Source organism: Amycolatopsis sp. cmx-8-4 (assembly GCF_046548675.1).
Classification (GTDB): domain Bacteria; phylum Actinomycetota; class Actinomycetes; order Mycobacteriales; family Pseudonocardiaceae; genus Amycolatopsis.
In genome coordinates this window covers 340,356-353,786 of record NZ_JAEBDZ010000008.1, presented here as the reverse complement: position 1 = coordinate 353,786, position 13,431 = coordinate 340,356, and the positions used below count along the sequence as shown (strand labels likewise).

The window sequence follows — 13,431 nt, the reverse complement described above, 5'->3', positions numbered from 1 at the left end:
CGGCCTGGCAGTTAGCGGAGCGAGATCTACTCTGTGTGACCGCCGCGTCGTGCGGGCCCGGCCATTAATCGTATTAATTACCGCTCGACCTGCGCGTTGTCCGGTGGCTGTCCGGTGTGAGTGTTGTGATCGGTGTTGTCGACTGTTGCGCTGGTTGACTGAGGACGTTGCCCCGGGGATGTCGGATTCGCCCGACTGGGAGGATGGCCGGACCACGTCACAAGGGGGATCGATGACGAGCTACCGCTTCGCCGCGCTCGCCGGGACCGCCGTCCTGCTGGCCGCCTGCAGCAGCCCGCCGCAGCAGCGGGGCCCGGCGCCGACGCCGTTCCCGGAGTCGTCTTCGGAGCAGCCGTCGTCGGCGCCCGATGGCTCCTTCAGCGTCGTCGCGACCGGCGACGTCCTGATCCACCCGGCGCTGTCGGACCAGGCCGAGGCCGACGGGCACGGCAAGTTCGACTACCGGCCGCTGCTGGCCGGGATCAAGCCGCTGATCTCCGGTGCCGACCTCGGCATCTGCCACCTCGAGACGCCGCTGGCGCCGGAGGGCGGGCCCTACAGCGGGTACCCGTCGTTCAGCGCGCCGCCGGAGATCGCGGCCGCGATCAAGGACACCGGGTACGACACCTGCTCGACGGCGTCCAACCACACGATCGACCAGGGCGCCGGCGGCGTCGAGCGGACCCTGGACGCGCTCGACGCGAACGGCGTCAAGCACACCGGCTCGGCCCGCTCGGCGGCCGAGGCGGCGAAACCGCTGATCATGGACGTCCACGGCGTCAAGGTCGCGCAGGTGTCGTACGCCTTCGGCTTCAACGGGATCAAGGTGCCGGCCGGGAAGCCGTGGCTGGCCAACCAGATCGACGTCGACGACGTCTTGGCGGCGGCGAAGAAGGCGCGCGAGGCGGGCGCGCAGGTCGTGATCGCGAGCCTGCACTGGGGCGTCGAGTACCAGCACGACCCGACGGCCGAGCAGCGCAGCCAGGCCAAGAAGCTGCTGGGGTCGGCCGACATCGACCTGATCGTCGGCCACCACGCGCACGTGGTGCAGCCGTTCGAGAAGGTGGGGGACAAGTGGGTGGCCTACGGCCTCGGCAACAGCGTCGCCCGCCACTCCGACCCGCGCGGGGACACGGAAGAGGGCGCGGCGGCCCGGTTCCGCTTCGTCCGCGACGGCGACCGCTGGAAGGTCGACAAGGCCGAGTACGTCCCGACCCTGATCAAGCTGGACGCGCCCATCCGTCTGATCGACTTGTCGACATCCCCGGCGTCAACTCAGGTAACAAAGGCCCTGTCCGACACGGACAAGAACATCCTGGCACTGGGAGCGGACAAAGACGGCCTCACCCGCCCCGGCAAGCCGTGATGGAAGGGTCGACGCGCGTGATTGAGGAGTCGACACGCGTGATTGGAGGGTCGACACGGGCCGTGGCGTCGTGTCGACCCTCCAATCACGTGAGTTGGCGTTCTGATCACGCGTGTCGACCCTGCGGACACGGGGTCAATGGGTGCGGGTGGTGATCAGGCGGGCCAGAGTGGCGAGTTCGGCGCCGGCGCGTGGGACCGGGTTCACCGCGGCCAGGTCACGGAGGCCCTTGGCCAGCAACGCCTCGGCCTGGGCCTGGCTCCACTGGCGGCCGCCGGCCTCGTCGACGAGCGTGGCCGCGCGGGCCAGCGCGGCCACGTCGAGCGGGTCCGTTCCCGCGTAGAGCTCGGCCAGCTCGGCGCCCGCCGGCGTGCCGGAGCACAGCGCCGTCACGACCGGCAGCGACTTCTTGCGGTTCTGCAGGTCCGAGTACACCGGCTTGCCGGTGACGTCGGGGTCGCCCCAGATGCCGAGCAGGTCGTCGATGTGCTGGAACGCCAGCCCGATCGACCGGCCGAACGCGCCCAGCCGCTCGGCGTCCTCGGGCTTCCCCTGCCCCGCCAACGCGCCGAGCGTGCACGCCGCGCCCAGCAGCGCCGCCGTCTTGCCCTCCGCCATCCGGATGCACTCGCCCGGGGTGACGTCGTCGCGTTGCTCGAAGCCGAGGTCCGCGGCCTGGCCGTCGAGCAGGTCGAGCACCCCGGCCGACAGCAGCCGGGTGCTCGCGACGCCGCTCGGCGCGAGCAGCTCGAACGCCAGCGACAGCAACGCGTCCCCGGCGAGCACCGCCGGCCCGGTGCCGAACACCGTCCACGCCGTGGGCCGGTGCCGCCGGGTCGTGTCGCCGTCCATGACGTCGTCGTGCAGCAGCGAGAAGTTGTGCACGAGCTCGACCGCGACGGCGGCGGGGACGGCGTCCGCCGCGTCCCCGCCCACCGCCTCCGCGCACAGCAGCACCAGCGCCGGGCGCAGCGCCTTGCCACCGTCGCCCCGCGTCGGCTCGCCGTTCGCGTCGCACCACCCGAAGTGGTAACCCGCGATCCGCCGCATCGACTCCGGCAGCCGTTCGGCCGCCGTCCGCGTCGCCGCGTCGACCAGGCTCTTGCTCCAGGTCAGGACGTCGGAGAGCGGACGGGCCGCGGTGCGCGTGTCCAAGGTGGTCATCAGCGCCCGACCTCGACGTCGCCGAGCACGCCGAGCGCGTCCGGCACCAGCACGGCCGCCGAGTGGTAGGCGCTGACCAGGTACGACGTCACCGCGCGCTCGTTGATACCCAGGAACCGCACGTTGAGGCCCGGCTGGTACTCGTCCGGCAGCGACGCCGGCCGCAGCCCGATCACGCCGGCGTCGTCCTCGCCGGTGCGCATCGCGATGATCGACGTCGTACCCGCGTCGGTGACCGGGATCTTGTCGCTCGGCAGGATCGGCACGCCGCGCCACGCGCTCACGCGCCGGCCGTCGAGGACCGTCGTCGCCGGGTAGAGCCCGCGCGCGGTGCACTCGCGCCCGAGTGCCGCGATCGCGCGCGGGTGCGCCAGGAAGAACCGGGTCTTGCGGCGGCGGGTGAGCAGCTCGTCCATGTCGTCCGGCGTGGGCGGGCCGCTGCGGGTGGTGATCCGCTGCTTGAGGTCCGCGCTGTGCAGCAGCCCGAACTCCGTGCTGTTGATCAGCTCGTGCTCCTGCCGCTCCCGCAACGCTTCCACGGTGAGCCGCAGCTGCTGCTCCAGCTGGTTCATCGGCTGGTTGTAGAGGTCGGTGACCCGGTTGCTGACGCGCAGGATCGTCTGCGCGACGGCGAGGTCGTACTCCCGCGGCGACGGGTCGTAGTCGACGTAGGTGCCGGCGAGGATCGGCTCGCCGTCGTGGCCGGCGGACAGGTCGATGCTCGCCTCGCCGCGGGCGTTCTGGGGTTTCCGTTCCCGGCCGGCCATCTCGGCGACGTGCGCGCGCAGCGACTCCGAGCGGCCGTTGAGCCGGGCGTACGCCGACGCCGGGAGGATCAGCGCGATCACCCGGGTCTTCGCGCGGGCGGTGAACTTCCACGTCGCGTCGTCGCGGGCGAGCAGGTCGGCGCCGAAGTGGTCGCCGTCGGAGGCGGTGCCCAGCAGCGTCTCGTCGCCGTACTCGCCGCGGCCGTGCTGGGTCACCTTGCCGTGCGCGATCAGCACCAGCGTGTCGAGCGGGTCGCCGGCGGTGGTGATCGTCGCGCCCGGTTCGTACTCGCGTTGCTCGAAGGCGTCGGCCAGTGCCGACAGGGCCTGCTCGTCGCCGAACCCGTGCAGCAGCTCGAGCTCGGTCAGCTCGGCGGGCACCACCTGGACGCGGGCGCCGGTGTTGAAGAAGCTGAGCTTGCCGTCGCCGATCGTGTAGGTCAGCCGCCGGTTGACCCGGTAGCTGCCCGCCGGGACCTCGACCCAGGGCAGCTGCGAGAGCAGCCACCGCGGGGTGATGCCGCGCATCTGCGGGAGCGACTTGGTGGTGGTGCTGAGCGTGCGGGCCGCTCGAGTGCCGAGCGACAGCTGCGGCGGCGCCGGATCTTCGGTGACTGTCAAGGTTTCACGCGCCGATCGGGTTCTGGGGCTTCAGGAGGACGGACGCCCGCGGGCTTCGGCACGATCCGGGCGGCGGCCGTGCCCAGCCCCGTCGGCCCGAAGGCCGACGGGGGCAGGCCATACCCCGCCTTACGGGGGTCCGGGGGCAGCGCCACCGGCGCGGGGTGTGGGGGTTCGACCCCCACGGTGCGCAGTCGCGGGGGCTCCGCGTCCGGCTTCCGGGGTGGCGTGGCGGGTTCGGGCATCAGCCCTCCCGGCCGATCTCGGCGCTCTCCAGGACGGCGAGCGCGTCCGGCACGAGCACCGCGGCGGAGTAGTAGGCGCTGACCAGGTAGGAGATGATCGCCTGCTCCGAGACGCCCATGAAGCGGACGTTCAGGCCCGGCTGGTACTCGTCGGGCAGCCCGGTCTGGTGCAGCCCGACGACACCCTGGGACTGCTCGCCGGTGCGCATCAGCAGGATCGAGCTGGTCCGGGTCTCGGTGACGGGGATCTTGTTGCACGGCAGGATCGGGATCCCGCGCCACGCCGGCACCTGGTGCCCGCCCATGTCGACGGCGTCCGGGTAGATTCCGGCCTTGCTGCACTCGCGGCCGAACGCGGCGATCGTCTTCGGGTGGGCCAGGAAGAACCCGGGGTCCTTCCACACCAGCGAAAGCAGGTCGTCGAGGTCGTCCGGCGTCGGCGGCCCGGTGCGGGTCGGGACGCGCTGGGCGAAGTCGGCGTTGTGCAGCAGCCCGAAGTCGGTGTTGTTGATCAGCTCGTGTTCCTGGCGCTCCCGCAACGCCTCCACGGTGAGCCGCAGCTGCTGCTCGATCTGGTTCATCGGCTGGTTGTAGAGGTCCGCGACGCGGGAGTGCACCCGCAGCACGGTCTGGGCGACGCTCAGCTCGTACTCGCGCGGCGAGCTGTCGTAGTCGACGAACGTGCCCGGCAGCGCCGGTTCGCCGTCGTGGCCGGCGGAGAGCGTGATCTCCGCTTCACCGTGGTCGTTGCGGGCCGACGCGCCACCGGCGACGAAGGCGTCCAGGTGGGTCTGCAGGGTCTCCGAACGGTCCCGCACGTCCTGGAACGCCTGGCGCGGCAGGCTCAGCACGGTGCACCGGGTGACGGCCTTCGCCGTGAACTCCCAGATCCCGTCGCCGCTGATCAGCACGTTCTCGCCGAAGTAGTCGCCGTCGGCCATCGTGCCGAGCACCGTCTGGTCGCCGTAGGCGCCGGTGCCGACCTTGGTGATCTTGCCGTGCGCGATGAGGAAGACGTGGTCGGCCTGGCTGCCGAACTCGACCAGCGCGTCACCCGGCTCGTACTCGTGCTGACCGAAGCGGCTCGCCAGCTCGTTGAGGACCTCTTCGTCGTCGTACCCGCGCAGCGGCGCGAGCTCGCCGAGCTCCGGCGGGATCACGCGGACCTCGGCGCCGGTCGTGGTGAACGTGACCCGCCCGTCGCCCACGGAGTAGCTCAGCCGGCGGTTGACGCGGTAGGCGCCGCCGGAGACCTCGACCCACGGCAGCAGCTTCAGCAGCCACCGCGACGAGATGCCCTGCATCTGCGGGACGGACTTCGTCGTCGTCGCCAGGGTCCGGGCCGCGGCCCGGCCGAGGCTCAGAGGTGCCTGTTCCGCGGTCGCGGAGTCCACCGGGTCGGTGACAGTCACAGCGAGAACCACCATTCGTTCGGAGTCGGTGCGCGCCCGCCCTGCGGCGCGCGGAGTTGCGACCTGCGATTTTCGATAATGTGCGGTTGCCGGCGCCGCGAAATCAACATAGCAACCGGGCGGAGCCACACAATGACACGATCGGGTCACCGGGATATTCACCAGGCCTCCGTCCGCCCATTCCGGACACCTGCCGGCGGAGTGTCGGCCACAGTTGGTCACGACAGGTGCTCACGCGTCACTCGGTCGGGAAAGTTCCCTGCTCGTAAGGGGAATTCGGAGTAGCGCGACGCGGTGGCGAGACGGACCCCGGTGCCGGTCGACTGGGCCGAACCGGCGATAATCGGAGCGCGGGTGCGGCCACTCGGATGATTCCCACAATACCAAGTTGTCCGCCCGGAAATTGCTGACTAACTTGAGCGGGTCCGGTCGCGGAATTCACCGGGCGGCGCGTCCCGCGTTCGGCGGGTGAAAGGACTCGGATGAACATCTTCCTGGCCGGCACTCTGTGGGTGGTCGGCGCGGCGCTCGTCGGCGCCGTGATCGGGTACCTGGTCCGGCGGTTCGGCTGGGACGAGGGGCGGGCCGACAACAACGACGCGGCCGGCCAGGTGTTCACCATCGTCGGCGGGCTGCACGCGGTGCTGATGGCGTTCGTGCTCATCTCGCTCTACGACTCGGTGGGCGGCGCGACCCAGGACGCGCAGACCGAGGCCGACAGCCTCGTGGCGGCCACCTGGGCGGCCGACGCGCTCCCGCCCGACACCGCGGACCGCGTGCGCCAGCTCGCCACCGCCTACTCGCAGACGGTCGAGCAGCAGGAGTGGCCGCGCCTGGCCGACGGCGGCGCGATCCCGGCCACCGGCTGGACGCAGCTGGACCAGATGCGCCAGGCCGTCGCGGCCGCGAACGTCGACGGCGACTGGCAGATCGACCGCAAGACCGAGGCCAGCAACCAGCTCTGGTCGGTGTACCAGTCCCGCACCCAGCGGCTGAACAACGCCGGCGGCGGCGGGGTCGGCGCGGTCGTCTGGTTCGCGCTCGTCCTCGGCAGCATCATCACGGCGATCCTGCTGCCCAACCTCTTCGGCGGCACCCGGCTCGCCGCGCACATCATCATCGTCTCCACGCTGGCCGGCACGATCACGTTGCTGTTGTTCGCGATCTACCAGCTGCAGAACCCGTTCAGCGGCGGCGCGAGCATCCCGCCGGACGCGTTCAAGTCGGCGCTGGAAAGGCTGGCTTGACCGGCGGGAGGGCCCGCTGGGCGGCGATGCTCGGCATCGCCGCGGTGGTTTCGGCACTGCTCGCGGCGACGGGGTGGCTCGCTCCTTCGTCGCCGAAGCGCCCGGCGGCCCCGGCCCCGAACGGCTGCACGATCCTGCGGGCCGAGAACGAACGCAGCGGCGCGCCGACGACGTTGCGGCTGCTCTCGCTGCCCGACGGCCTCACGAAACGCCTGACCGAGGTCGGGTACTGGATCAACGCGATGGGCTACGCGCCCGCGCAGGACGTGGTGTACGGCGTCGCCGACGGCACCCGCGCCGGCCGCTACCACGACGGCGCGCACGCCGTGCGCATCAGCCGGACCGGCGCGGTCACCGACCTCGGCGTGGTCGGCAAGGCGGGCACGCCGCACCCGGTGTGGAGCCAGGTCACCGGCGCCACCGCCGGGGTCGTGGCCGGGAACCGCTGGTACGTCCGGCAGAACAGCGATCTGTACACAGTGGACGTCGACCCGGCGAGCGCCGACTACGTGCGCGTCGTGCACCGGACGTCGCTGCGGCCGGTGTCGCTGGCCGACGGCGTCGACGACTTCGCCTACGACCCGGCGGACGGGCTGCTGTACGGCGTCTCGACGTCGTCGCGCGGCGACAGTTCGGTGGTGACGCTCGACCCGTCGTCGGGCAAGGTCGCGGTGGTGTCCGGCTTGCGGCTGCCCAGTGGCGGTGCGTACGGCTCGGTCGTCCTCGGCCCGGGCGCGATCTACGCGACGGCCAACCACGAGGGCCGCCGGAGCGTGACGTACCGCCTGCCCCGCGACGGTTCGGGCCCGGCGGTCGAGATCTCGACCGGCCCGGTGCTGGCCAGTGGCGACGCGGCCGGCTGCTACGCCGAGGCGGCGGTGCCCCCGCCGCCGCCGACCGAGCCGCCGCCGAACACGCCGCCGCCCACCGAGCCGCCGCCCAACACCCCGCCCTCGAACACGCCCCCGCCCAACAGCCCGCCGCCCGACTCGCCGCCGCCGAACCCGCCCACGCCCACTCCCACACCGAAGCCGAAACCGAAACCGACGACCCCGGCGCCCGAGCCGCCGCCCCCGTCGCAGCCGCCGCCGGTGGAGGAACCGGTCGCCGTGGTGGCGCCGACGCCGACGCCGTCACCGCGGGAAGAGCCCACGACGGCGCCGCCGACCCCGGCGCCGCCGACGAAGAAACCGCACGCCGTCCCGACGAAGAAGGCCGAACCCGTGGCGCAGGACACCGCCGTGCGGACGAAGGAGCAGCGCCGCTGGGGCCTCACGACGCTGATCCTGGTGCTGGGCGCCGGAGCGGTCGCCGCGGCCCGCCGCCACCGCTAACGCTGGGCCCGGGGTCGTGAGTGTTCAGGGCGGTTAGAACCGCCCTAAACACTCACGACCAGCCGCGGCAGACCACTCACCGGCACCGTTAACGCCACGGCCTCTTCGAAGACGGGCGTTGTCCACTTCGGCCACTCAGACTCCTCCTCCGGCGCAGTCACGCGCCGGAGGAGGAGAAAACCGATGAAGCGGGTAAGAATCGCCCTGGTGGCCACGGTCCTGGCGCTGCCGCTGGCCGCCGCGGGGCCGGCCTCGGCGCACGAGCACGGGCCGCGGGCGAAGGACGACCACTACCGCGTCCGCGCGGGGCAGACCCTGCACGACGACGTGCTCGGCAACGACCGCGGCGCCACCGCCGTCGTGCGGCACACCGCGGCCGCGCACGGCAGCGTCACGATCGGCGCCGACGGCGCGTTCCACTACACCCCGGCGCCCGGCTTCCACGGCCGTGATTCCTTCACCTACACCGTTTCCGACGCGGTGAAGCTCTACCCGACCGCGTTGAAGCCGCTCGCCACCATCGGCGGCGTCCAGCTCAAGGGCGGCGCGTACGGCTCCGCGCTGACTCCGGTCCCCGGGGAGCGTGACGAGTTCTACGGCCTCACCGACCGCGGCCCGAACGTCGACGCGCCCGACGGCGGCAAGATCGAGCCGTTGCCCGCGTTCACCCCGGCCATCGGGAAGTTCCGGCTCCACGACGGGAAAGCCGTGCTGGAGAGGACGATCCCGCTGCGCGCCGCGGACGGCACGCCGTACAACGGCCAGGTCAGCCCCCAGGCCGACACTGGCGAGAAGATCGTCGACCTGAACGGGAACGTCCTGCCGAAGTCGGCGGACGGCTACGACTCGGAAGGCCTGGTCGCCCAGCGCGACGGCACGTTCTGGGTGTCCGACGAGTACGGCCCGTTCATCACGCACTTCGGCCGCGATGGCCGGGCGCTCGAGCGGCTCTCGCCGTTCGACGGCTCGCTGCCGGCCGAGCTGAAGTACCGGGTGCCGAACAAGGGCATGGAAGGCCTCGCGCTGACCCCCGACGGCCGGACGCTCGTCGGCGTCATGCAGTCCGCGCTGCAGCAGCCGGACCTGACGAAGAAGCCGGGCAACGTCACCACGCTGCGGATCGTCACCGTCGACCTGCGCACCCGCGCCACGCACGAGTACCTCTACCTGCTCGACGACCCGGACACGACGGGCACCGCGGTCAGCGAGATCACGGCGTTGTCGGCGACCCGTTTCCTGGTGGACGAACGGGACGGCAAGCTCGAACCGGGCGCGTACAAGAAGCTCTTCGAGATCGACCTGGCCGGCGCCACCGACGTCGGGCCGCGGGCGGCGGGCTACGACGCCGTCAAGGGTGGCGTGCTGGTCGGCGGCAAGAGCATCGACGCCTACGTCGGCAAGGACACCACCGCCGCCGCGACCAAGGACCTCGCCGCGGCGGGGATCACGCCGGTGAGCAAGAAGCTGAGCCTGGACCTCGGCGCGCTGGTGACCGGCCTCGACCCGGCCGGCGGCTTCTTCGGGCACGACAAGGTCGAGGGCGTCGCCACCACCGACGGCGGCCGGACCCTGGTGATCAGCAACGACAACGATTTCGGCATCGACGGCGTGACGAACGCGGCCCCGCCGTACGCGCTGCACCCGAAGACGCTGCCGGACGGCCGTCAGGACGACGGCGAGTACCTCGCGGTCGACACCACCCGGCTCCCGGCGGTCACCAGCACGGCGACGGTCACCATCGACGTCCGGTAGAAATCAGTACTTGAACTGGTCGACGTTGTCGGCGGTGATGAGCAGCGGATCGCCCAGCAGGACGGTCTTCGACGGGGCGTCGTACTTCACCGCCGGCAACTCCAGGCTCACCTTGTTGACCGGGCTCAGCGGCTTGCCGTCGGCGACCTGCTTCGCCGTCCACGCGGTCAGCCAGCCCAGCGACTCGACGTTCCACAGCACCGACTGCGAGCACGAGCCGTCGAGCAGGTACGGCTTGATCGACTGCGGCGTGCCGACGCCGACGGTGAACACCTGGCCGATCTTCTGCTGTTCCTTCACGGCTTTCGCGACGCCCGGTGCGGACGTCGTGCACTCGCCGACCAGGCCGGTCAGGTCGGGGTAGCGGGTCATCAGCTGCTTGGCCAACGCCGTCGCGGTGTCCTCGTCCTCCCCGGCGTAGACGGTCTCGACGACCTGGGCCTTGGGGTAGTGCGCGGCCGTGTACTCCTTCTGGACCGAGATCCAGCTGTTGAGGTTCGCCGCGGCCGGGCCGCACGAGACGATCGCGTACTTGCCGGCGCCGCCGGTCTTCGCCATCAGCGCGTCGGTGACCGCGGTGCCGATGCCCTCGGCGCTGGACTGGTTGACGAACACCTCGCGCTGCGTGCCCGGCGCGTCGGTGTCCGAGGTGAGCACGTGGATGCCCTTCGCCCGGGCCTCGGCGATCACCGGCGCGAGCGCGGCGGGGTCGTTCGGCGCGACGACGATGACGTCGACCTTCCGCGCGATCAGCGTGCGCAGGATCGTCACCTGCGCGGCCGGGTCGACCGACGCCGGGGCGGTCATCGTCCACTCGGCACCCAGCTGCTTCGCGGCCTCCATGCCGCCGCTGTTCATCGCCTCGAAGTACGGGATCTTGGCGATCTTGGGCACGAACACGATCCGCGTCGGTGCCGGCGGCGGCGTGCTGCCGAGCTGTTCCGAGCAGCCGCCGAGCGCGAACGCCACGCTCAGCAGCAGCGTCGCGATCAGCCGGGACGTCCTCGTCGGCCCTCGCATCCCCACCCATTCCTCACTGCTTCGGCGACGGTCTGCGCGCGGTGGAGACCCACGGCGAACGTAGGGCCCCGGGTAACTGTGGTCAACGGGATGTGCGCAAAGGGTTACGAAAGTGAGTTCTACCTGGAGGCTTTCCGCCGGGAGAACGCCTGGTCGGCGGTGTTCGCTACGCTGAGCGACGCTGGATGGCACTCTGGGTAGCACGGCGACGAGCCGGACGTCGCTGTGCGTGCTCGCCCGCGGTGTGGCCGGCGGGACAAGCACGTCGATACCCCTTGGGGGTATAGTCGCGGGCATGAGCGAACAGCACGCGGCTTCGTGGGCGACGGCGGTTCAGGCGACGGTGCACTGCCTGACCGGCTGTGCCATCGGTGAGGTGCTCGGCATGGTGCTGGGCACGGCGTTCGGCCTGCACAACGCGGCGACGGTGGTCCTGTCGATCGTGCTGGCCTTCGTCTTCGGCTACGGCCTGACGATGCGCGGGGTGCTCAAGTCGGGCCTGGACCTGGCGGCGGCGTTCAAGGTCGCGCTGGCCGCGGACACGGTGTCGATCGCGGTCATGGAGGTCATCGACAACACGGTGGTCGTGGCGATCCCGGGGGCGATGGACGCGGGCCTGGCCAGCGTGCTCTTCTGGCTGTCGCTGGTGATCTCGCTCGCGGTCGCGTTCGTCGTGACGGTGCCGGTGAACAAGTGGATGATCGGCCGCGGGCTCGGGCACGCGAAGGTGCACGCCCACCACCAGCACTGACGGCCTCCTCGGGGAGGTGGCGGCCTCCCCTGGTGGCTACCGGCTCGACAGGTCGACGGCGCGGTCCACCTTGGCGCGGTCGAGCACCCGCAGGATGCCTTCGAGCAGGTAGTAGTCGGCGTACGGCAGCGAGATCTCGATGCCGTCCTCGGCCGGGCGGTTGCGGGTGCAGCGCGCGACCGTCGCCTCGGCCCGCGTCGACTTCGTCGTCAGGCACGTCTTCGACGTCGCGTCGAGGATCCGCAGCGCGCTGTCCCGGTACTGCGGCCGGTGCGTCTGCTCGGCCAGGTCGAGCAGCCCGCACGCCATGACCACGCCGGCGGAGGCGTCCTTGATGTCGTTCGGCGCCTGCGGGGCCAGGTAGTCCCACACCGGCACGTTGTCGGGCGTGAGCCGCGACAGCGCGTAGTCCGCCAGGCGCCGGGCCGTCGTCAGAAACTCCTTGTCGCCGGTGCGCCGGTAGATCGTGGTGAACCCGTAGATCCCCCACGCCTGCCCGCGCGACCAGCACGACGTCGGGCTGTAGCCCTGCACGGTGTTCTGCCCGATCGGCGCCCCGGTGACGGGGTCGAAGTCGAACACGTGCGGCGTCGAGCCGTCCGGGCGCACGAAGTTGCGCTGCGCCGTCTTCGCGTGCGCGATCGCGACGTCGAGGTACTGCGAATCCTGAGTCTGCTTGCTCGCGAAAGCCAGCAGGTCGAGGTTCATCATCGTGTCCATGATGACGCGGCCCGCGTCCTTCGGGTCGTCGAGCGCGCCCCAGGCGCGGATGAACTTCCCGGCCGGGTTGAAGCGCTTGATCAGCGACGCCGCGGCCTGCACCGCGCCGGCCCGCCACTTCTCGTCGCCGGTGAGCCGCCACGCGGTGACCCACGACGGGTAGAAGAGGAAGCCGAGATCGTGCGTTCCGGTGTCGAACTGCCGCGGCGCGAGTTTGTCCGCGGCCGCCAGCGCGAGCGTCTTGAATTGTTCGTCGCCGCTGTGCAGGTACGCCAGCCACAACTGACCGGGCCAGAATCCGCCGACCCAGTCGCCATTCTGCGAATAAGCCCATTTCTCGAACTTCGTGCCGGTCGGAAACGCGGTGACCCCGGGGGCCACGGCGCGGAGCTTGGCCACCGCGTAGTCGGCCGCTTGGCGGAGCGTCCGGGTGACGGTTGCCTGGTCGACGGCAGTGGGTGTACTCGCCGACGCGGTGGTGGAGGTGCTGGCGCTCACCGCCACCGCGGCACCGGCCGCGGTGGTCAGCAGGGTTCTCCGGGTAACGCTCACAGGTGCCCGCCATTCCGTGTGGGGAAATGCTCCAGGTGCCGGAAGTTTTACACAACGGACATGTGCTTGTACACCCGGCGGATAGTCGTTCACGGTTGTGAATTGATGTCCCGGAGAGCGGAATACACACTGCGCGAAATGGGCGAAGGCCCGGCGCGAAGGCGCGTTGGGCGGGGTTCACCGCCCGGAGACGCCACACACCGCCCGGAATGGCCAACTCGCCGCCCGGAGTGGCCAACACGCTGCCCGGAGTGGCCAACACGCTGCCCGGAGTGGCCAACACGCTGCCCGGAGTGGCCAACACGCTGCCCGGAGTGGCCAACACGCCCGGAATATCGGCGTGTTGGCCGCTCCGGGCGCTGTGTTGGCGGTTCCGGTCGGTGAGTTGGCCGTTGCCGGGCGGGTCCGGGTCGCGACTGTGCCGGGTCTTGGGGTCCGGCCGGGCGCGGAAATGGGCGAAGGCCCGGCGGGGGATGCCGG

10 protein-coding genes are annotated in these 13,431 nt (G+C 71.2%); 5 read left to right on the top strand and 5 right to left on the bottom strand.

Annotation, left to right across the window (positions count from 1 at the left end; all coding sequences use genetic code 11):
- The first annotated feature begins 232 nt into the window (after positions 1–232).
- Positions 233–1,366, top strand: a complete 1,134-nt coding sequence (locus ACLJQZ_RS20050; RefSeq protein WP_410621481.1) for a CapA family protein — start codon at positions 233–235, stop codon at positions 1,364–1,366.
- A 135-nt stretch (positions 1,367–1,501) separates the two neighbouring features.
- On the opposite strand, the gene ACLJQZ_RS20045 is transcribed toward ACLJQZ_RS20050, so the two are convergent.
- The 3 genes from ACLJQZ_RS20045 to ACLJQZ_RS20035 form a co-directional block, all read right to left on the bottom strand.
- Complete coding sequence (locus tag ACLJQZ_RS20045) at positions 1,502–2,530, bottom strand: family 2 encapsulin nanocompartment cargo protein polyprenyl transferase (protein WP_410621480.1); 1,029 nt, start codon at positions 2,528–2,530, stop codon at positions 1,502–1,504.
- The gene (locus ACLJQZ_RS20040) at positions 2,530–3,918 is read right to left on the bottom strand and encodes a family 2B encapsulin nanocompartment shell protein (RefSeq protein ID WP_410621479.1); all 1,389 of its coding nucleotides are present in this window, start codon (positions 3,916–3,918) and stop codon (positions 2,530–2,532) included. Before ACLJQZ_RS20040 ends, ACLJQZ_RS20045 begins: the two co-directional genes overlap by 1 nt.
- A gap of 244 nt (positions 3,919–4,162) precedes the next feature.
- Positions 4,163–5,575 carry a family 2B encapsulin nanocompartment shell protein gene (locus ACLJQZ_RS20035; protein ID WP_410621478.1) on the bottom strand — a complete coding sequence of 471 codons (1,413 nt, stop codon included), beginning with the start codon at positions 5,573–5,575 and terminating at the stop codon, positions 4,163–4,165.
- Between the two features lie 482 nt (positions 5,576–6,057).
- Here ACLJQZ_RS20035 and ACLJQZ_RS20030 point away from each other — a divergent pair, with 482 nt between their 5' ends.
- The 3 genes from ACLJQZ_RS20030 (at position 6,058) to ACLJQZ_RS20020 (ending at position 9,908) form a co-directional block, all read left to right on the top strand.
- On the top strand, positions 6,058–6,822 hold the full coding sequence (locus ACLJQZ_RS20030; RefSeq protein WP_326946734.1) for a hypothetical protein: 765 nt from the start codon (positions 6,058–6,060) through the stop codon (positions 6,820–6,822).
- Positions 6,819–8,156, top strand: a complete 1,338-nt coding sequence (locus ACLJQZ_RS20025) for a DUF6923 family protein (protein ID WP_410621477.1) — start codon at positions 6,819–6,821, stop codon at positions 8,154–8,156. Before ACLJQZ_RS20030 ends, ACLJQZ_RS20025 begins: the two co-directional genes overlap by 4 nt.
- 183 nt (positions 8,157–8,339) lie before the next feature.
- Positions 8,340–9,908, top strand: a complete 1,569-nt coding sequence (locus ACLJQZ_RS20020; RefSeq protein WP_410621476.1) for an esterase-like activity of phytase family protein — start codon at positions 8,340–8,342, stop codon at positions 9,906–9,908.
- A gap of 3 nt (positions 9,909–9,911) precedes the next feature.
- On the opposite strand, the gene ACLJQZ_RS20015 is transcribed toward ACLJQZ_RS20020, so the two are convergent.
- Entirely contained in the window at positions 9,912–10,928 is a 1,017-nt protein-coding gene (locus ACLJQZ_RS20015) for an autoinducer 2 ABC transporter substrate-binding protein (RefSeq protein ID WP_410621475.1), read from the bottom strand.
- 295 nt (positions 10,929–11,223) lie between these two features.
- Between ACLJQZ_RS20015 and ACLJQZ_RS20010 the strand changes: the two genes are divergently transcribed.
- On the top strand, positions 11,224–11,679 hold the full coding sequence (locus ACLJQZ_RS20010; protein WP_410621474.1) for a DUF4396 domain-containing protein: 456 nt from the start codon (positions 11,224–11,226) through the stop codon (positions 11,677–11,679).
- Between the two features lie 36 nt (positions 11,680–11,715).
- Here ACLJQZ_RS20010 and ACLJQZ_RS20005 read toward each other — a convergent pair whose 3' ends face one another.
- The gene (locus ACLJQZ_RS20005) at positions 11,716–12,951 is read right to left on the bottom strand and encodes a glucuronyl hydrolase (RefSeq protein ID WP_410621473.1); all 1,236 of its coding nucleotides are present in this window, start codon (positions 12,949–12,951) and stop codon (positions 11,716–11,718) included.
- Positions 12,952–13,431: the final 480 nt, after the last annotated feature.

Excerpts from the sequence above, each read along its gene's own strand:
- ACLJQZ_RS20050 (WP_410621481.1), top strand. The coding sequence starts at position 233 with ATGACGAGCTACCGCTTCGCCGCGCTCGCCGGGACCGCCGTCCTGCTG.
- ACLJQZ_RS20045 (WP_410621480.1), bottom strand. The coding sequence starts at position 2,530 with ATGACCACCTTGGACACGCGCACCGCGGCCCGTCCGCTCTCCGACGTC.
- ACLJQZ_RS20030 (WP_326946734.1), top strand. The coding sequence starts at position 6,058 with ATGAACATCTTCCTGGCCGGCACTCTGTGGGTGGTCGGCGCGGCGCTC.
- ACLJQZ_RS20020 (WP_410621476.1), top strand. The coding sequence starts at position 8,340 with ATGAAGCGGGTAAGAATCGCCCTGGTGGCCACGGTCCTGGCGCTGCCG.
- ACLJQZ_RS20015 (WP_410621475.1), bottom strand. The coding sequence starts at position 10,928 with ATGCGAGGGCCGACGAGGACGTCCCGGCTGATCGCGACGCTGCTGCTG.
- ACLJQZ_RS20010 (WP_410621474.1), top strand. The coding sequence starts at position 11,224 with ATGAGCGAACAGCACGCGGCTTCGTGGGCGACGGCGGTTCAGGCGACG.